Source organism: Tabrizicola sp. (genome assembly GCF_031377265.1).
Lineage (GTDB): Bacteria > Pseudomonadota > Alphaproteobacteria > Rhodobacterales > Rhodobacteraceae > JAUYQR01.
Window position 1 is genome coordinate 1 of the sequence record NZ_JANMET010000293.1, and the last position, 18,610, is coordinate 18,610.

At 63.5% G+C, this 18,610-nt stretch carries 16 protein-coding genes; 8 read left to right on the top strand and 8 right to left on the bottom strand.

The window, feature by feature from the left end:
• Positions 1–701 (bottom strand): Arm DNA-binding domain-containing protein (locus RMO18_RS16220; RefSeq protein WP_309667301.1); only part of this gene is annotated, 701 nt, incomplete at its 3' end.
• A 543-nt stretch (positions 702–1,244) separates the two neighbouring features.
• Between RMO18_RS16220 and RMO18_RS16225 the strand changes: the two genes are divergently transcribed.
• From RMO18_RS16225 to cueR, 8 genes are all read left to right on the top strand, one after another.
• Positions 1,245–2,063 carry a sugar phosphate isomerase/epimerase family protein gene (locus RMO18_RS16225; protein WP_309667302.1) on the top strand — a complete coding sequence of 273 codons (819 nt, stop codon included), beginning with the start codon at positions 1,245–1,247 and terminating at the stop codon, positions 2,061–2,063.
• A complete protein-coding gene (locus RMO18_RS16230; protein WP_309667303.1) occupies positions 2,060–2,860 on the top strand; it encodes a metallophosphoesterase in 801 nt (266 codons plus the stop codon). The genes RMO18_RS16225 and RMO18_RS16230 overlap by 4 nt, the downstream gene beginning before the upstream one ends.
• Before the next feature lie 196 nt (positions 2,861–3,056).
• Positions 3,057–4,382, top strand: coding sequence for an extracellular solute-binding protein (locus RMO18_RS16235; protein WP_309667304.1), 1,326 nt, complete (start codon positions 3,057–3,059; stop codon positions 4,380–4,382).
• Positions 4,383–4,443: 61 nt separating this feature from the next.
• Positions 4,444–5,325: an ABC transporter permease subunit gene (locus tag RMO18_RS16240; protein ID WP_309667305.1), complete on the top strand. Its 882-nt coding sequence runs from the start codon at positions 4,444–4,446 to the stop codon at positions 5,323–5,325.
• Between the two features lie 11 nt (positions 5,326–5,336).
• Complete coding sequence (locus RMO18_RS16245) at positions 5,337–6,266, top strand: ABC transporter permease subunit (RefSeq protein WP_309667306.1); 930 nt, start codon at positions 5,337–5,339, stop codon at positions 6,264–6,266.
• A 7-nt stretch (positions 6,267–6,273) separates the two neighbouring features.
• Entirely contained in the window at positions 6,274–7,383 is a 1,110-nt protein-coding gene (locus tag RMO18_RS16250; protein WP_309667307.1) for a sn-glycerol-3-phosphate ABC transporter ATP-binding protein UgpC, read from the top strand.
• A 368-nt stretch (positions 7,384–7,751) separates the two neighbouring features.
• The gene (locus tag RMO18_RS16255) at positions 7,752–10,190 is read left to right on the top strand and encodes a heavy metal translocating P-type ATPase (protein WP_309667309.1); all 2,439 of its coding nucleotides are present in this window, start codon (positions 7,752–7,754) and stop codon (positions 10,188–10,190) included.
• A gap of 10 nt (positions 10,191–10,200) precedes the next feature.
• Positions 10,201–10,641, top strand: coding sequence for a Cu(I)-responsive transcriptional regulator (cueR, locus tag RMO18_RS16260; protein WP_309667310.1), 441 nt, complete (start codon positions 10,201–10,203; stop codon positions 10,639–10,641).
• A gap of 7 nt (positions 10,642–10,648) precedes the next feature.
• On the opposite strand, the gene RMO18_RS16265 is transcribed toward cueR, so the two are convergent.
• The 7 genes from RMO18_RS16265 to RMO18_RS16295 form a co-directional block, all read right to left on the bottom strand.
• Positions 10,649–11,716, bottom strand: a complete 1,068-nt coding sequence (locus RMO18_RS16265; RefSeq protein WP_309667311.1) for an alginate lyase family protein — start codon at positions 11,714–11,716, stop codon at positions 10,649–10,651.
• A gap of 20 nt (positions 11,717–11,736) precedes the next feature.
• On the bottom strand, positions 11,737–14,469 hold the full coding sequence (locus tag RMO18_RS16270; RefSeq protein WP_309667313.1) for a hypothetical protein: 2,733 nt from the start codon (positions 14,467–14,469) through the stop codon (positions 11,737–11,739).
• Positions 14,470–14,494: 25 nt separating this feature from the next.
• Positions 14,495–15,127, bottom strand: coding sequence for an alginate O-acetyltransferase AlgF (locus RMO18_RS16275; protein ID WP_309667314.1), 633 nt, complete (start codon positions 15,125–15,127; stop codon positions 14,495–14,497).
• Positions 15,124–16,506 carry an alginate O-acetyltransferase AlgX-related protein gene (locus RMO18_RS16280; RefSeq protein ID WP_309667315.1) on the bottom strand — a complete coding sequence of 461 codons (1,383 nt, stop codon included), beginning with the start codon at positions 16,504–16,506 and terminating at the stop codon, positions 15,124–15,126. The genes RMO18_RS16275 and RMO18_RS16280 overlap by 4 nt, the downstream gene beginning before the upstream one ends.
• A complete protein-coding gene (locus RMO18_RS16285; protein ID WP_309667316.1) occupies positions 16,503–17,294 on the bottom strand; it encodes a hypothetical protein in 792 nt (263 codons plus the stop codon). The genes RMO18_RS16280 and RMO18_RS16285 overlap by 4 nt, the downstream gene beginning before the upstream one ends.
• Positions 17,284–18,366, bottom strand: coding sequence for an alginate O-acetyltransferase AlgX-related protein (locus RMO18_RS16290; RefSeq protein WP_309667318.1), 1,083 nt, complete (start codon positions 18,364–18,366; stop codon positions 17,284–17,286). Before RMO18_RS16290 ends, RMO18_RS16285 begins: the two co-directional genes overlap by 11 nt.
• A 10-nt stretch (positions 18,367–18,376) precedes the next feature.
• On the bottom strand, positions 18,377–18,610 hold a 234-nt coding region (locus tag RMO18_RS16295), incomplete at its 5' end, for a hypothetical protein (protein WP_309667320.1).

Genomic DNA, 18,610 nt, shown 5'->3' on the forward strand with positions numbered 1-18,610 from the left:
AACGGATAGCCCATCTTGTCGGCGGCAGCCCAGATGGCCTTCAACTCGTCCATCGTCAGCACCCGTTCGCGGGCGACATAGCCCAGTTCGGGGCGGCGCATCCCGGCGACGGGGCTGGCCGTCAGCAGGCCCCTATCGACGGCCCAGTTGAAGAATTTGGTGATGTGCTTCCGAACCTCACGCGCCGCACCCGTTCCGTGTTCCATCGCAATCTCGTCAAGCAACTCGTGCGCCGTCGCCCGGTCCAGCGTGTCGATGGGCTTCGACTTCCATTCCGGCACGACATAGGTGTTCAACAGCCGTTCGGTGTCCTTCCACTTCACCGTATGGGCCTTGGCGTGCAGTTCGATGAACCGGGCGCAGATCACCTCAAACACCCGCTCACCCTTCTGGCGCAGATCATCCTTGCGCTGGTCAGCGGGATCGTCGCCCCGGTCGGCTAGGTCGATGGCAGCCCGGGCCTTGTCGCGCGCCGCCTTCAAGTCGATCAGGGGATATGCGCCCAAGGTCATCCGCCGCAGCGCGCCCCGGTTGCCGCCGTCGCCCCGGCCCGCGACACGATACATCACCGACCAGCTTTTCTTTCCGGCCTCGGTCACGCGCAGCGCAAGGCCCGGGGTCAGCGTGTCGAAAACCTCAAGCCGCTTGCCCGACTCGGGGTTCAGCTTGCCAACGGCCATCTCAGTCAGCTTCTTCTTCATCACAAACTCCGGGGTAACGGCGGGGTAACGGAATGGTGGGCTATTCGGCTTTACGGGCCTATACCACCGGAGCCGACTATAGACGCCAAGTGCCTGTAAGTAAACGGCTTTAGGTTACGCGCGGAGCCCTGCGGATACCGGGCGAAACTGGCGGCCCGCTTCTTGGTAAGGGAGAGGTCGAGAGTTCAATCCTCTCTTGCAGCACCATCCATCCCCTTGAAATCGTTGATCGCCCTTGCGTTCATGGGGCGATGCGCTCTGTGGCGTTGCAAGTACCGCTACGGAACGCAGCGCGCTGTCGGCTGTTCAAGGCCGCTGCGGGGTGTTTTCGCTGGTATCCCGACGGCCGCAGCGCTACGAAAACCGAGGCCTAACCGCGGTGGCTTGGCGGAACGCTGCGCTTGGGCGTGATCAAGGTGCCTTGTTCCTGACCACCCCAGACGCGTGGTCGAATTTCACAGAACGGAAAGGCTTCGTTAGCATCCGCGTTACGATCATCCGCAATGGTCCTTGGGGAAAAACCAACCCCGGGGAACACTCACGATGACATCACGTCCGATTCTAGGCGCCGCTCTTGGTCATGAAGACCTTGCATCCCATCGCGCCTGGCTGCTGGAAGCGCCGCGCGATCTTGAATTGCAGGCGTTCGTCGATGCCGAGGTGCTTGATGGCGACTGGTCCGGACTTGCGGAGGATACCTTAAGGATCCTTGACGGACATGAAGGCCGACTTGGCATTCACGGCCCGTTCTGGGGGTTCACCATCACGTCCTACGAGCCAGAGGTGCGCAAGATCGTGGCGCGGCGGTTCCAGCAGGCATTGGACGTCTGCACCGCGATCAACGGCACGCATGTGGTGATCCATTCGCCCTTCACCACCTGGGGTTACAACCATCGCGGGCTTTATCCAAAGGATACGGCCCGCATGTTGGAAGCGGCGCGTGACACGCTGGGGGCAGTTCTTGCGCGTGCCGCTGACATGGGTGTGACCTTCGTCATGGAGAACATTGAGGACATCGATCCTTCGGACCGCGCCAACCTTTGCGCAGCCCTGGATTGGCAGGCACTGGCGCTATCGGTCGACACCGGGCACGCACATTATGCACATGGATCGACAGGCGGGCCGCCGGTCGATTTCTTCATCAGCGCCGCAGGGTCGCGCCTGGGACATGTGCACCTGCAAGATGCCGACGGCTTTGCCGACCGCCACTGGCAGATCGGCCATGGCACGATCCTCTGGCCGTCGGTGTTTGAGGCGATTGCACAGACCGGGGCGAACCCGCGGTTGATTCTGGAACTGCGCGACAAGGCGGGGGTCATCCCTTCGGCGCGGCATCTGGCAGAGCTGGGGTTGGCGGAGTGAAGTTCGTCGTGCTGTCGGACCTTCACCTTGGCCCGCCGGGTGCTGCGGTCAACGGGCTTGACCCCGCGGCCAGACTTGCGGCGGCTGTCGCGGCGATCAACCGCGATCATGCGGATGCAGACTTTGTGGCCGTCGCGGGCGATCTGGCCGATCTGGGCGAAGTTGCCGCGTATCAGATTCTGCGCCATGTGCTGTCAGGCCTGACGATCCCGTGCCATATCACCCTGGGCAACCATGACAGTGCCGAAGCGTTTCTTTCGGTCTTTGGCACCGGACTTTCCGATCCCGAAGGCCGGGTGTCGAAGGTGATCGACGGGGGCGGTTACCGTGTCATCCTGCTGGACACCACCACGCCCGGAAACCATGCCGGTGCGCTGTGCGAGGCGCGGCGCAACTGGCTGGCGACGCGGTTGGATGAGGGGGCAGACCGGGCGGTGATCGTGGTCATGCATCACCATGCCAACGTCCTGTCCCTGCCGGTCGATACGATTTCGCTGGCGGATGGCGCGGGATTTGCGCGGTTGCTGAAACGCCACCCGGACGTGCGCATGGTGATTTCTGGCCATGTGCATCTGACAACTTCGGGTGTTTGGCACGGTGTGCCGATGACCACGCTGGCCGGCAGCCATTATTCCGTGAACGCGCATCTGCCGAGCATGGCGGGCGAACAGCTGCGGCTGGAAGGTCCGGCGCAGATGGCGGTGGTTCTGGCCGACGACGATGGCGTCACAGTGCATTTTCAGGACTACCTGCCCCGGCATGTAGAACTTGCGTCAGGTCTGTTTCCGCTGGACTGACGCCAACTGATTGCAAACGCCGACGCGCAAGGGAGACTTTGCGTTCCTGTTTGCATGACTTGAACTAACTTATTGTTTTAATGCGATAAAATCTTCATATACCCATCAAGATCCTGTCACTTTTCACTGGCATTTGCCCCCAAGCCACAGACTGCATGTGGCCCCCTTTTGACACCTTTTGACGGAGACAGGGATAATGACATTCAAGCTGGCAACCACTGCCATGGTGCTTCTGGCGACTGCCCAGATCGCCCAGGCTGATAAAATCAAGTTCGAATACTGGTATGGCCTGACCGGAGACCTCGGCGCTGTTGTGGCCGAGACCTGCAACCGTTTCAACGCTGCCCAAGCCGACTATGAGGCGGTCTGTGTCGGTCAGGACGGCTATGAAAAGGCTGTGCAGAACACCATCGCCGCCTTCCGCGCGGGCAAGCATCCGACGCTGCTGCAGTCGTTCGACGCAGGCACCGCTGACCTGATGCTTTCGGGCGAGTTTTACCCGGTCACCCAACTGATGGCCGACACCGGCGTGACAGTTGACTGGGCCGACTATTTCCCCGGCATCGCCAACTATTATTCTTCGTCCAAGGGCGAATTCTTCTCGATGCCCTGGAACTCGTCTACGCCGGTCTACTATTTCAACAAGGACATGTTCGCCAAGGCCGGGATCACCGAGGCGCCTTTGACCTGGGAAGGCATGGAAGCCGCTCTGGTTAAGGTCAAGGAGTCGGGTGCGGCCTGTGGTCTGGCCTATGCGCCGTCGTCGTGGATCGACATGGAGCAATTCTCGATGGCACACAACGTGCCCGTCGCGTCGAACAACAACGGCTATGACGGTCTTGACACCGAACTGCTGTACAACACGACGCTGCACGTCAAGCACATGGAAAACATCAAGCGCTGGATCGATGGCGGCTTTGCCACCATCCGCACGCAGGCCGCAGGCAAGACCGCTCGCGACAGCTTTGTTGAAGGCGAATGCGCCGTGTTCTTCTCGTCGATCGCGGACCACAACACCGTGCACAAACTGAAGCCCGCCTTCGCCTGGGACGTGCAGATGATCCCGACCTATGAGGGGGTTGAGCGTCACAACACCGTTGTGGGCGGGGCCTCGCTGTGGGTTCTGTCGGGCAAGACGCCTGAGGAATACAAGGCGGCTGCGACCTATCTCGCGTTCCTGGCAACCAAGGAAGAACAGCAGTTCCTGCTGGAAAACACCGGCTACATCCCGGTGACCAAGTCGACCTATGACGCCCTGCTGGCCGAAGGCTTCTACGCCAAAGAGCCGTTCATCAACCGTGACCTTGCGATGAAGTCGCTGACCTTCACCGAGCCGGGCCCGCTGACCCGTGGCATTCGTCTGGGTGGCATGATCCAGGTGCGTTCGGAATGGACATCCGAGGTTGAGGCAGCACTTGCAGGCCAAAAGCCGATGAAAGAGGCGCTGGATACCGCGGTCAGTCGCGGCAACGAGATCCTTGCCCGGTTTGCCCAGACCTATGCGGGCAAGTCCTTTCCCTGACGCCTGACCAAAGGGGCGCAGCCAGTCAGGCTGTGCCCCATTTCCATTCCGGGGGACCAGGATGCGCCGCGCCTATTTCAAGTTCAGCTGGATCGTTGCCGCACTTCTGGCACCGCAGCTATTGATCATCTTTGTGTTCTTCTACTGGCCATCGGCGCAGGCATTGTACTGGGCCTTTACGCTGGAACAGCCCTGGGGTGGCGGTAACACCTGGGTGGGCTTTGACAATTTCAAAAAGGTGTTGTCGGACCCCTACTATTGGGGTTCGGTCCGGGTCTCGGTGATCTATGCACTCGCCACCACGGTGCTGGCGATGACGATGGCCCTGACGCTGGCCGTCTTCGTGGACCGCCAGCTTGCCGGATACCGCGCCTACCGGGTGGCGATCATCTGGCCCTATGCGGTGGCGGCGCCTGCGGTGGGCCTTGCGTTCCAGTTCGTCTTCAACCCTGGCGCGGGGATCTTTTCGTACATCAACTCCGTCGCACCCGGCTGGTGGGATCTGTCGAAGTACCCCTGGCAAGCCGTGACCGCCATTGTCATCGCCGGGGCGTGGAAGCAGGTGGCCTACAGTTTCATCTTCTTTCTAGCAGCGCTGCAATCCATCCCCCGCAGCCTGACCGAGGCCGCAGCGATGGACGGAGCGCGCCCCTTGCGCCGGATGATCGACCTGCAACTGCCGCTGCTGACGCCGACGTTCTTCTTCCTGTTGGTCATCAACATCACCGACAGCTTTACCGACAGCTTTGGCATCGTCGACACGCTGACCGGGGGCGGGCCGTTCCGGGCCACGGACCTCATGGTCTACAAGATTTACACCGACGGCTTTCGCAGCCTCGATTACTCCGGTGCGGCGGCACAGTCGATCATCCTGATGCTTCTCGTCATGGCGCTGACGTTCGTTCAGTTCCGCTATGTCGAGCGGCGCGTCCACTATACCTGAGGGGCAATGCCATGATCGAGCGCACACCGCTGCTGAACATCCTGACGCATGTGATCCTGATCTTCGGGCTGGTGATCATCCTGGTGCCGATCTGGCTGGCCTTTGTCGCCGCGACCCATACGCTGCAGGCCGTGAATGCAGCCCCGGTGGAGCTTTGGCCCGGTGACCAGCTTTGGCTGAACCTGAAGGAGGCCTGGGTGCTTTCCGACTTCGGGCAGAAATTCGTGAACACCCTGATCGTGGCCATTGGTGTCGTGGTGGGCAAGATCACGCTGGCCTGCATCACCGCTTTCGCGCTGGTGTTCTTTAACTTCCGCGGCCGGATGCTGATTTTCTGGATGATCTTCATCACCCTGATGCTGCCGCTGGAGGTGCGGATCGTGCCGACTTACGCGGTGGCAGCCAATGCCCTGTCGCCGTTCCAGACGATCATGGATGCGACCGGGATCAGCTGGCTGATCAACGCGATATCGGGCATCGAGGTGTCACTGGAATGGAACCTGCTGAATTCCTACACCGGGCTGATCCTGCCGCTTGTCGCCACGGCCACGGGCACATTCCTGTACCGCCAGTTCTTCCTCACCATCCCGGATGAGCTGGTAGAGGCCGCGCGGATGGATGGGGCCGGACCGCTGCGGTTCCTTTGGGACGTGCTGATCCCACTGTCGAAGACCAACATCGCGGCGCTGGCGACGATCATGTTCGTCTATGCCTGGAACCAGTATCTTTGGCCGCTGTTGGTTGTCACTGACCGCGCGGCTTACGGCATGGTCGTGGTGCAGTTGTCCGACCTTGTCCCGGATCAGCAGACCACTGGGGGCGGCACGCCGACCTGGCACCTGGCGATGGCGGCAACGCTGGTCGTGATGCTGCCGCCCATCGCCATCGTCATTCTCATGCAGCGCTGGTTCGTGCGCGGCCTGATCAACACCGACAAGTGAGGCAGACATGGCCGAGATCAACATCCGCAACGTCGCAAAGACCTTTGGCCCGACCACGATCATGGAAGGGGTCAATCTCGACATCCACAACGGCGAATTCGTCGTGATCCTGGGCCCGTCCGGTTGTGGCAAATCCACGCTGCTGCGGCTGATTGCCGGGCTGGAGGAAATCTCGGCCGGCGAGATTTCGATCGGCGGCGAAGTCGTCAACAAGCTGGAACCGCGCGAGCGCGGCTGTGCGATGGTGTTCCAGAACTACGCGCTTTATCCGCATATGACCGTTGCCGAAAACATCGGCTATGCGCTGAAGGTCGCAGGCACGCCCAAGGCTGAACGTCTGGCGCGGATCGAGGCGACGGCGAAGTCGGTTGGCCTGACCGAGTTTCTGGATCGCAAGCCCGGCCAACTGTCCGGCGGGCAGCGCCAGCGTGTTGCCATGGCCCGTGCCATTATCCGCGAACCTAAGGTGTTTCTGTTTGACGAGCCGCTGTCGAACCTTGACGCCAAGCTGCGGGTGCAGATGCGCCACGAGATCCGCCGCATTCACAACGCGGTTGGCGCGACCAGCGTTTTCGTGACGCATGATCAGCACGAAGGCATGACGCTGGCCGACCGTCTGGTGATCATGAACAAGGGCACCATCGAACAGATCGGCACCCCGGAAGAGATTTATGAACACCCCGCCTCGCTATACGTGGCAACCTTTGTGGGCAGCCCAGCGATGAACATTCTGCCCGGAACGGTTGCCGCAAACGGCGTGTCGGTTATGTTGGCCGATGGGCAACGCCTTGATATCAAATCATCCTTCAAGGCAACTGACGGACAACTGGTGCAGGTCGGGCTGCGGCCGGAAGGCCTGTCGATCAAGGCCAAGGGTCAGGGAATGCTGTCCGCGACATTCCAGTTCGTCGAAGAACTGGGTTCGGCCCGCATCTATTATCTGCAGATCGAGGACATCCCGATTGGGGTGGTATCGGAGCGCAGACTAGATCTGGTCGAGGGAGAGGAGGTCGGCCTCGCGTTTCCGCAATCGGCGCTGCACGTGTTTGATGGCCCAAGTGGGCGTAGTCTGGTACGGCATCGGACCACGGATGAGCGGGTCGGGGAACGGGTGTAAGCGGCGGCATTTCCGTTGCTGTGACCGGGACCACGGCAGTCGACGGGCCGTGGATTATGAGAGTTATGGTTTCCACGCCGCGCCGACCTGTCTGCTGCATTGGCTAACGGCGGACGATGCAGTTGCTTTGCCGGATCAGTCTGATGTTGTGTTTGATCGGCTGGTCGATTTTCGGCTGATTGAACGGTGTGCAGGGCAAGTCCGCTCGTTTGACGCGCGGCCCCACGAAACCAAGGCCCCGCTTCGATACCCGTTGGCCCTTTGCATGGAACGGGTTGCTTTGCGAATATTCCGATGACCCCTTGACCTTCCCATGATGGGAACCCCCATATCCCGGAGTGCATTCGTTTTGCCTGAAAGGATCGGCGATGATCGCGCTGCAAGCCAACAAGTTCACGCTGCCAGTCGAAGGGATGACCTGCGCGTCCTGCGTGGGGCGGGTGGAGCGGGCGCTGAAGGCCGTACCGGGGGTAAGCGGCGCCTCTGTCAACCTGGCCACCGAGCGGGCCGAGGTCGAGGCTGACCCAACGGTGGACCGGGCACAACTGGTCGCGGCGATTGCGGCGTCGGGGTACACGGTGCCGTCCGCCGCGCAGGAACTGACGATCGAGGGGATGACCTGCGCCTCCTGTGTGGCGCGGGTGGAACGGGCGTTGAGCGCGGTGCCGGGGGTGACGGGGGCGGTCGTCAACCTGGCGACCGAGCAAGCGATGGTCAGCGGTTCGGCCGACAGCACCGATCTGATCAAGGCCATCGCCACGGCAGGCTATCACGCCACAGCGCGCGCAAGCCGCGCTGCCGAGGACGACCGCAAGGCGGAAGAGGCCGCCAGCCTGCGCCGCGATCTGATCTTGTCGGCAGGGCTGTCCTTGCCGGTGTTTGTGATGGAAATGGGCGGGCATCTGATCCCTGCCCTGCATCACCTGATCATGTCGACCATTGGGGTGCAGACCAGCTGGCTGATCCAGTTTGCACTGACCACACTGGCGCTGCTGGGTCCGGGGCGGCGGTTCTATGCCAAGGGTGTGCCCGCGCTGCTGCGGGGTGCGCCCGACATGAACAGTCTGGTCGCAGTGGGGACCGGGGCGGCCTATGCCTATTCGCTGGTTGCGACCTTTGCGCCTGCGTTGCTGCCCGTGGGGTCGGTGAACGTGTATTATGAGGCGGCGGCGGTGATCGTGACGCTGATCCTGTTGGGTCGGTTTCTGGAGGCGCGGGCCAAGGGGCGCACCTCGCAGGCGATCCGGCGGCTGATCGGGTTGCAGCCGCGCGTGGCGCATGTCTGGCGCGATGGAGTGCTGGTTGATCTGCCGGTGGATGCGGTGCGAACCGGCGACAGCCTGGCGCTGCGCCCCGGCGAAAGGGTGCCGGTCGATGGCGAGGTGACAGAAGGCACCAGCTGGATCGACGAATCGATGATTACGGGCGAGCCATTGCCGGTGGCAAAGGCCATGGGCGCCCGGGTGGTTGGCGGCACCGTCAACCAGACCGGCGCGCTGACGTTGCGGGCGGTTGCGGTGGGTGGCGACACGATGCTGGCCCGCATCATTCGCATGGTCGAGACGGCACAGGGTGGCAAACTGCCGATCCAGGCGCTGGTCGACAAGGTGACGCTGTGGTTCGTGCCGGCGGTGATGGCGCTGGCCGTTCTGACCTTTGCCGTCTGGATGATCTGGGGACCGCAGCCTGCGCTGAGCCTGGCATTGGTCAATGCGGTGGCGGTGCTGATCATCGCCTGCCCCTGCGCGATGGGGCTGGCCACGCCGACCTCGATCCTTGTGGGCACCGGGCGGGGGGCGGATCTGGGCATCCTGTTTCGCAAGGGCGAGGCGTTGCAGGCACTGCAGGGTGTGAAAGTCGTGGCGCTGGACAAGACCGGGACGCTGACCGAAGGCAAGCCCGCGCTGACCGATCTGATCCTGGCGAATGGCTTTGCCCGCGCCGAGGTGCTGGCGGCGGTGGCAGCGGTGGAACGGCTGTCGGAGCACCCGATCGCCCGCGCCATCGTTGCGGCGGCAGAGGCTGAGGGTCTGGCCATCGCCGATGCCGAGGGATTTGCCGCAACCCCGGGCTTTGGTGCGAGTGCCACGGTGGCGGGGGTGCTGGTGCAGGTCGGTGCGGACCGGCTGATGGCAAAACTGGGCCTTGATGTGGCGCCGTTCGCCGAGGCTGCGGCGCGGCTGGCCGATGCCGGAAAGACGCCGCTTTATGCAGCCATCGGCGGGCGGCTGGCGGGGCTTCTGGTGGTGGCCGATCCGTTGAAGCAGACCACGGTTGCGGCCATCCGGGAATTGCACGCGCTGGGGCTTAAGGTGGCGATGATCACTGGCGACAACGCCCGCACCGCACAAGCCATCGCCGCCGAACTGGGGATCGACGAGGTGGTGGCCGAGGTGCTGCCGGAAGGCAAGGTCGCGGCGGTGCAACGGCTGCGCGCGCTGGGGGCGCTGGCCTATGTTGGCGATGGCATCAACGACGCCCCCGCGCTGGCCGCAGCGGACGTGGGGATTGCCGTCGGCACCGGCACCGAGGTTGCCATCGAGGCGGCGGACGTGGTGCTGGTGTCGGGCAAGCTGGGCGGGGTGCCGGTGGCGATTGCCCTGTCGCGCGCGACGATGCGCAACATCCGGCAGAACCTGTTCTGGGCCTTTGTCTACAACGCAGCGCTGATCCCGGTGGCCGCCGGGGTGCTGTATCCAGCCACCGGACTGTTGCTGTCACCGGTGTTTGCCGCCGGGGCGATGGCACTGTCGAGCGTTTTCGTGCTGGGCAACGCGCTGCGGTTGCGGCAGTTTTCTGCAGTATGAGGAGCGTGCGATGAATATCGGCGAAGCGGCAAAGGCATCTGGCGTCACCGCCAAGATGATCCGGTATTACGAAGAGACCGGGCTTATACCAGCGCCGGGGCGATCCGCGTCAGGATACCGGACCTATTCGCACCGCGACATCCAGATGCTGCGGTTTGTGCGCCGGGCGCGGGATCTGGGGTTTGCCATGGACCGGATCACCGACCTGCTGGCACTATGGCGCGACCGCACCCGCGCCAGCGGCGATGTTAAGCGATTGGCGCTGGATCAGGTTGCGGGCCTGCAAACCCGCATCCGCGAGATGCAGGAGATGGTGGCCACGCTGCAGACCTTGGCCGATGCCTGCGCAGGCGACCACCACCCGGATTGCCCGATCCTTGCGGATCTGGAGGGTGAGCGGTCGATCGTGCATACAGCCGCGCACCCGAACGGGCGGTTTGGCCAGCCATGACCGGCGGTTACCACAGCAGGCGCTGATCGCCGCCAAGTTTGGAATTACCCAGCTTTTCGGCTGGGGCAGCAAGGGCTGCGACCGCCGGATCGGGGTTGAAGCGCAGATAAGCCTCGGTCCAGGCCAGTTCGAAATCGCGCGGCGGGTCGTCCGGGCCACCCACGCTTTGCGGCTTGCCGGTGATCGTTTCGACCGAGGTCGGGTCAGCAAGGGCTGCCACGGTGAAATCGACGATCCGGGGAATGGCACGGTCGCAGATGTCGAACAGGCCGGGACGGGCCTCGTGCAACAGCGCTGCTGTCACCACCAGCGGACCCACCGCATGCAACTGGTAATGCAGCGCCAGTTTGCCACGCCACATCTCGTTCGGCAGGCTGCCGTCCGGCGCGGCGGTACAGGCCACAAGCTCCGCCGAAGCCGCGCCCCAATCGATCAGCGCTGGGTCTTGCAGGGTCAGGCCAACGCGGGTCACGGCAAGGCCTGCCCAAGCGCGCAGGTTGTTCTGGCTGGCGCGAGGCGGGGCTTCGGTGTCAAAGAACGTCATCGATTGCGCAGCGCGGGCCTTGAGCCAGGTGTCAATCGTTGCGATGCGGGGATCGGCGGCCACCCGGTCGCGCACGGCGGCATAGGCAAAAGCGATGCCCGCCACGCGGCTCGGGGCCGACAGGTTGGCGCCTTGCGACTTCAGCTCGCTCAGCGCATCGGCGGCGGCCCAGTCATGGATCCGGTCGATCACGCAATTGGCGGCGGCCAGACGGTCTTCCAGATCGGTCAGTGAGGGGTTGGGGGACTGGTCGGCCAGCAGAAGATAGTCGGTCTGGCGGGCCAGGTCGTTGATGAATTCATCGATCGGCTTCAGGGCCGCGGTGACCTCGGCATCCGACGCTTCGTCAAAATCGCTGCGATTCTTGCTGTCTTCCTTGTAGCGGCTGCCAAAGCCAAGGGTGATCACCGGGGTCGCTGGTGGCAGGCATTCAGGCGGTCCCTCAGCCTTTTCCGGGGCTGTGGCGTCAACGCCCTCAACCGGCGGTGCAGGATCTTCGGCGAATGCCGGCACGGCGATAAGGGCTGCCATGAGTACCAACCAGTGTGCGGTCATTGTCCTACCTCGGTTGAAAGTTGCAGGCTGCGCAGCCGGTCAGCGGCGTCAACGCTGCCCAGATCGGCGGCCTTTTGCAGCCACATTATCGCCTCGTCTCGCGCCGGTTCAGCACCCACGCCGAACACCAGCGCTTCGGCCAGATCGACCATCGCCGACGCCTCGCCCGCCTCGCCGGCACGGCGCAGCCAGTCGGTGGATTCAAGGATTTCGGCCTGCGTGGTGGCCCGTTCGCGCAAGATCAGCGCGTACTCACGCATCGCAGCCGGATTGCCCGACTTCGCCGCCGAAAGATACAGCGCGGCTTCGTCGATGGTGCGGTAGGCGATAGCCTTGATTTCGGGGGTCGAACTGCGCAGACGGCCAAGCGCTGCGGGCAATTCTTCGGGGGCGCTGAAGCGGACCAGATCGACGAACAGGGCTGCAGACCGTTCGGCATCATAAACCGGCACACTGCGACGCGAATAGACGTTCAGCAGGCGGTGCACGGCAGACTTGCTGCCGACGGCGCGGGCCGCCTCGTAATAGGCCAGCATGGTGGGTTTATCCTTGTCCTGGCCATACCGGCTGAGAAGGTCGCCAAGGTTGGCCAGCGGCTCGGGTCGGCCATCTGCCAGATAGTCGGCCACGCCCAGCCAACGGTCAAACAGCGCCCGGTCCCCGGCGCGACCGATGGCAACGGCGATCCGCAGCGCATCGTCAAACGTGCAGCCGGTGATGGTGGACGCGCGGTTCAGATAATCGGCAAACTTTGCCGGATCGTCCAACAGCGGCAGCGCCAGCAACAAGGCGTCAAAGTCGCCCCTTGCGTCGATCACCGGGCGAAACCGGTCAAACACCACCCTTAGCGAGGGGAACTGGTCAGGATCGGCAAGCGGCAACATGGCCATCGCATCACCAACGCCCTTTTCGGCCAGCGGCACCAGCAGAGCCAGTGCTTCGGCCCGGCTTTCCGGCGTGGCAAAGCCGTCTTCCAGCAGCGCCTCGGCGAATTGCGTTCCGGCGGACCCTTCGCCAAGGCGGATGGCCGTGCGGAACAGGGCAAGCGCCGCATCGCGCTGTGCAGGCGTCTTGGCAGCCTTGACCGCGAGCGCCGCGCGCGCGGTGGTCACGCCGGAAAACCGGGTGGCGTAATCATCCCAGAACGCCAACACCTCTTCAGGTGCGTCGCGTTTTTCCAGAAGATAGATGTACTGCGCAATCGCGGTGACGCGCCCGGTCAACGCCTGGGTCTGCAATTCGGCCTCGGCGATCAGGTCGCGGGCGGCGGCCATTTTGTCCAGCTGATCAGGAAGGAAATCCACCGCGAGGGATTTGGTGCTGTCCGAAACCTGCACCCAATAGTCCGCCTCAGCCACCTGTGGCGCGTTCGGGGCACGGCAGATGAAGGCGTTGGACAGCGACAGCATCGGGTCAACTTCGCCCGAGGTGAGCACCGCCTGGATCATCTGGTCAATTGCCGTATAGAACTCGGCCGGGGTCTTGGTGTAGCGGAACTGCAAGCCGGCCAGCCGTTCGACAGCGGCGTATTCGCCCAAGGCGGCAGCGCGTTCCAGCAGCGCCCGCGCCGTGGCCTCGCCCGCCCAGCGGCCCTGTTCGGCCAGCACCAGATCGGCCTTGGCGATCAAGGCCCAGGCCGGGGCAGTCTTTGGTTCGGTCAGATCGTCAAGCGCCGCGTGATAGCGCTGCGTCCAGGCGGGGTCCTTGCGCGATTGTTCCTGCAGGAACAGCGTATAGCTTGCAGCGCCCGGTGCCCAAAGGCCATTTGCCGCGGCTTTGTAAGAGGCTTCGGCCTTGGCCAGATCCTTGGGCGCCAGTGCTCCGTCCGCCTCGATCCGGCCCAGGGTCACCGCCGCGTAGGGCAGGCCCGCGTCGGAGGCAATGGTCAGGTAATGCAGCATGGCATCGTTGTCCTTGACCACATCTTCGGACCGCAGGTGCATTTCGGCCACCCGCCAGGCGGCCAGCGCATCGCCCAGATCGGCGGCAAACCGATACCAGCGCTCCGACAGGGCCAGATCCTGGGTCACGATCTCGCCGTTCTTGTATTCGCGCGCGATGCGGTTCACCCGGTCGCAGATCAGCGGATCGAGTTTGCCGACCAGGGCGCCAAAGGCCATGGTCACACCCAGATCAGGCGGCACGTCCCAGCCATTGACCGGATTGCCCGCAATCTCGCGTTCCACCAGCGACAGAATGGCATCGGCATTGCCGCCGTAGGCCGCCGCCAACAACAGCTCCTCGCCCCGTGCAGTATTTGCCGGAATACCAATACCACGGATCAGATACCCGGCCAGCAGATGTTGCGCGCGCGGTGTCTGGGACAGATCCATCGCCGCCAGCTTGTCCACCAGCTTTTCCTGCTGCAGCACCGAAAGGCGGCCAGACGCCACCAGAAGTTCGATCCGGTCGATCAGCACGTTTGCGGCGGAATATGACGGATCAAGTGTGGGGAACAGCGCCTGCGCCTTGTCCACCACATCGAACCAGCGACGCGGGTCCATTTCGATCAGGCGGCGCAGGTCACGCTTGATCAGGCCCGTGTCGCCTTCTGGCGGCGTCTTGCCGTCAAAGTTCTGCCAGTTGGCGATCAGCGCCTCGTCCGTGCTGCGTTGGGCGCAGATCGGGCCGGAGGCGATGACCGGAGGTTCAAATACCAGATCCACCGTCGCCGCCCCGGCAAGGGACGGCAAGCAAAGAACGATCAGGGCGGCGACGGTGGTTTTCATGTCTGGTGCCTCTTGCGGGTCTGGTTCAGCGCTTTGCCAGGGTGTTGGCTGAAACGGTCGCGGTGTAGGTGCCGCCACTGCCGCTCAGCACGATTGCCACACCCTCACGCCGCTTCAGTGCGACGGCGGGCAGCGTGGCAAGCACCTTCTCACCATCGCGCACCTCGAAATCGAGCGTCAGCGGTGCCTTGAGCGCAACCGAGCCGCCGCCGTTGACCGCCACGCCCTTGATCGCAATGGTCTTGGCTTGCGGCACAAAGAGATCGGCCATCGCCACGTCCGACAGGTTGTAGAAGGTCACGTCGGCCTGGGCCGGGTTGTTGGTGATGGTGTCGACAACCAGCGCGCTGGACCCGTCTTCGCCAACGACAAAGCTGTAAAAGGTGGCAGGCTGGATGGTTTCCGTCACCGAGGTTTCGCCAGAGACGATCTGCACTTCGGTTTCGCCGTCGATCACCACATAGGGGGTGACGCCGCCATCAACGCTGTCAAAACTGGCCGACTGGATCATCGCCATTTTGGTGCCCGCATCGACGACACGCACAAAGCTTGCATCGGGGTTGGCAACGTCCTCGTAAAGGCCCGCATCCTGTGCAAGGGCCGCTGACGCGCAAAGCGCCAGAATGAAGGTCGGAACAGTCTGTTGGAAGCGTTTCATGACGCATCTCCTTTGGATGGTGGGCAAAGCATGATGGTGGATTGGTCACCCAGCGGGCGGTCGAATTCGACAGCCACGCGGGTCAGGTCAGGAAGCCAGTAAGGGGTAAGGCGCAGGTAGAACCGCCCGGTCGCACGCAAACGCTCGCCCCTTTCGATGCGGACGGTGCGCTTAATGCCGGTCGCCGTCTCCAGCGTGACGGTCACGCGCCGCGCGCCGATAGTGCCAAGATCGAACAGCAACGCGTCATTGGCCTTCAGGCTACCGGCTTCGAATCCGGCCCGAAGGGTTTGTGGTCCGCTGGGTTTCGCGCCCACCGGAATGTCGCAGGGCGGCCCTGCGGCAATGATCAATTCGTCCAGCGGCGTGGAGCCGAACTGGGCAAGACTGTTGTAGATCGGATTTTCCCAGACCAGAAAGGTCGGGCGTTCAGCAGCGAATTCCGGCGAGGTTAGGTAAGAGGTGATCGAGCCGAACTGGTTGCCGCCGGTGATGGCATAGTTCACCACCTCGATGCCGCTGTATTCCGACAGAAACCCGGAAAAGTTGTTGATTTCACTGTCGGAAAACGAAGTCCCGACCAAAGCGAGCGTTGCTTCGGCGGCGCCGGTTCCGAAGATGTCGACCGTGCCACCTGTGTCTGTGGGGGCAGCTGTTTCCCCGCCATCGGCAAAGATGTCAGAGGCGTCGTTCACCGGGCCTTCGGTGCTGCGCGCCGTCTCAAAAGTGGTCGCCTCGGCCATCGGCATGGCATTGAGGCAAAAGCCCTGCAGTTCGCGCCGCAGACCGGAAAAGGCGATGGCCTTTCCGACTTCCCTGGTCTTGAAGGTCACCGGCGTCACGTCGCTATAGGCGGGCAAGGCGCGGATCGTCTCGCCGATCGCTTTGGCGGCAAGGCGTGCGCCTTCCGGTGTCCAGTGAAAGTCGGCGCGAAAGAACACCTGTTCGCCTTCGGGCGCGGATTTCATTGCGGTCATCAGGTCCGGGGCTGGCACGCCGGCGGCGTTCAGGCGGGTGACCACGTCAAGATAGTTCGCCTCCATCATCGTCTTGTCATAGCCGTAGTCCACCGCGTCGGGCGGCAGGTAGGCTGGCATCGCCTGCCCTTTCGTCGGCACGTTGGCATAGATCAGCGTGGTGCCGCCTTCGGCCAGAACGCGGCTCAACTCGGCCAGTCGCTGAACGATGATGTCGTCCATCGGATGCTGCAACCGCAGGTCTGACTGGATCCGGTAGAACACCCCGTCGCTGCCTTCGATCGCGGCAACCGACGCGTTTTCAAGAAGTGAGCAGCCAAACTGCGAAGGGGTCTGGGCCAGTGCTGCACCCGGCAGAAGCACAGCCAGAAGGCCGGGAAAAAGGCTGCGGAACAGGGTCATGGCGTGGGTCCTTCGGTCGCAGAAACGGGGATTGTAGGGCGCGGAAGCGGCCGCATGGTCGCGGTCTTGGGGGCGAACGCGGTCAGGATCGGCGCGCCTTTCGGCAAACGAAGCAGTAGGGTGTTGGCCATCGCCTGCACCCCCGGATCGGGGCTGGCCAGCGCCAGCGCCAGTGCCGGGCGCGCGGCGACGGGATCTGGCGGCAGGCCCGGCGCGCCCTGAATGTGGCTAAGCGCCAGACGGATCGCGGCCTGCGTGTCGCCCGCCTCGGCAGCCACAAGCAGCAGATCGCGGGCGCGTGGGACATCAGTGCCAAAGGGCTGGCCGCGCAGATAAAACCCCGCAAGACCCGCCGCCGCAACCGGACTTCCCTGTTGCGCCTGACCTTCCAGCACCTGAAGGATCGACTTCAACCGTTTTGGCGCGATCTCAATACCACTGCGGCCCAGCACCGAAATCAGCCGGGGCAGCGCAAAATCGCGGTCCACGTAGACAGCGATGGAATAGTAGTGCGCGGCATCATCAAGCACCGCTACATCACCCCGGCCTTCCAGCCGTTCGGCAAACCGGGCAGCCGCCAGCCCTTCGCCGGCATCGGCCAGCCAGCGCAGGTCGGCGTCTGACAGATCTTTGCCAGCCAGCATCCGGCGGCGCATGTCCTTCATCGCGGGGTCGGCAGCTATCGCCGTGGCCAGAGCACCGGAAACCTCGGCCCGCAGCGGCGCTGCGGGGGTCAGAACCATGGCCGCAAGCGCAAGCCCGCAGAGGAATGGGGTGTCACGCGCCACTCTTCACCTCTTTGCTCTCGGGCTGCCAGATCGCCGGGTCGCTGAGGTAACGCACCGGGAATTCCCAGATCACCACCTCGGGCGGGGTGTCGCGGAAAGCGGTGGAAGCGAGATAGCCCAGCATCGGGCGCGCGGGGCCTTGCCCTTCGACCGCAAGGTTCAGCACGTCACGGCCAAGGGCGAGCTTCAGCGCCTCGGCAAAGCTCCAGTTCGGGTTGGCGCTGTAGGAGGTGCCGATCAGGATCGTGCCACCCGCTTCGGTCCCGGCAAAGATATCAAGTGACGCCTCGTCAGCGGCAGGAACGGCGGTGTAGGGGGCCGCCGCCTCAGGTGCAAAGCCGATCAGCGGCGCAATCGCGTCAGTCGTGACATAGCTCACAAGGTCGCCCGTAAACGTGGCTTGCGCCCCGGTATCAACCGAAAACCCGGTATCGCCCGGCGCAATCAGCCCGGATGCCGCAAGCGCCTTGGCCACTGCTTCGGCCCCGCGCGGGGTCCAGTGCGTGTCGGTGCGAAAGAACGCAAGCTCGGTCGTGGCGGCGGCGGCAAGGGCAGCGCGGGCGTCGACGACGGCGACGCCTTCGGCCTTCAGCCCGCCCAGAAACCCGTCGTACAGCGTGGCGATGCCTGCCGCCTCGTCAGCACTCGCCGCGTCGCGGTAGACATCAAGCTTGCCCGGCACCGGCACGATGACCAGAGTGGCCCCAGCGGCGGCCAGTGTGTCGCGCACCTCGGCGATGCGGGCCAGTGGAACGGCCATTGCCTGATCCATCGGGCGCAGTTCTTCGGATGTGAACAGCCAGCCGTCGTCGCCAGTTACCACGCCCTTGCGCCCTTCGCCCAGTGCCAGATAGCGCAGGGCGCCGATCACGCCGATGGCCGGCTCGCGGTGCGGCATCGAATGACGGTAGACCTCGTCCAATTTGGCCGTCAGCGCGCCGGTCAATGCGGTACGATCAAGCGCCACCTCGCTGAGGCCGGGAAGCTTGGCGTAGCCAAGGTTCACCACCGCAGCATAGCCGAAAAACACGATCGGCAAGACGTAGCGGACGTTTCTCTGGATGAATTGCATTTGCGGCCTCCTAGAACTGGAAGTAGAGGAAGGGGGAAAAGCTCTGCTCGGCCAGCCGCATGACGGACAGTGCAAAGATCGACGAGGTGACCAGCGCGGGGACCATCGTATCGGTCATCGCCAACGTGCCGCCGGGGCCGGAGGGCACGTAGTAGCGCCGTTCCACCAGATCGCGCATGGACGGTTCCAGCCCGCAGATCCCGATGCCCAGCGCCATGATGGCCAGGCTTTCGCGGGTGATCTG

Excerpts from the sequence above, each read along its gene's own strand:
- RMO18_RS16235 (WP_309667304.1), top strand. The coding sequence starts at position 3,057 with ATGACATTCAAGCTGGCAACCACTGCCATGGTGCTTCTGGCGACTGCC.
- RMO18_RS16245 (WP_309667306.1), top strand. The coding sequence starts at position 5,337 with ATGATCGAGCGCACACCGCTGCTGAACATCCTGACGCATGTGATCCTG.
- RMO18_RS16240 (WP_309667305.1), top strand. The coding sequence starts at position 4,444 with ATGCGCCGCGCCTATTTCAAGTTCAGCTGGATCGTTGCCGCACTTCTG.
- RMO18_RS16265 (WP_309667311.1), bottom strand. The coding sequence starts at position 11,716 with ATGGCAGCCCTTATCGCCGTGCCGGCATTCGCCGAAGATCCTGCACCG.
- RMO18_RS16290 (WP_309667318.1), bottom strand. The coding sequence starts at position 18,366 with ATGCAATTCATCCAGAGAAACGTCCGCTACGTCTTGCCGATCGTGTTT.
- RMO18_RS16250 (WP_309667307.1), top strand. The coding sequence starts at position 6,274 with ATGGCCGAGATCAACATCCGCAACGTCGCAAAGACCTTTGGCCCGACC.
- RMO18_RS16280 (WP_309667315.1), bottom strand. The coding sequence starts at position 16,506 with ATGACCCTGTTCCGCAGCCTTTTTCCCGGCCTTCTGGCTGTGCTTCTG.
- RMO18_RS16255 (WP_309667309.1), top strand. The coding sequence starts at position 7,752 with ATGATCGCGCTGCAAGCCAACAAGTTCACGCTGCCAGTCGAAGGGATG.
- RMO18_RS16270 (WP_309667313.1), bottom strand. The coding sequence starts at position 14,469 with ATGAAAACCACCGTCGCCGCCCTGATCGTTCTTTGCTTGCCGTCCCTT.
- RMO18_RS16275 (WP_309667314.1), bottom strand. The coding sequence starts at position 15,127 with ATGAAACGCTTCCAACAGACTGTTCCGACCTTCATTCTGGCGCTTTGC.
- RMO18_RS16225 (WP_309667302.1), top strand. The coding sequence starts at position 1,245 with ATGACATCACGTCCGATTCTAGGCGCCGCTCTTGGTCATGAAGACCTT.
- cueR (WP_309667310.1), top strand. The coding sequence starts at position 10,201 with ATGAATATCGGCGAAGCGGCAAAGGCATCTGGCGTCACCGCCAAGATG.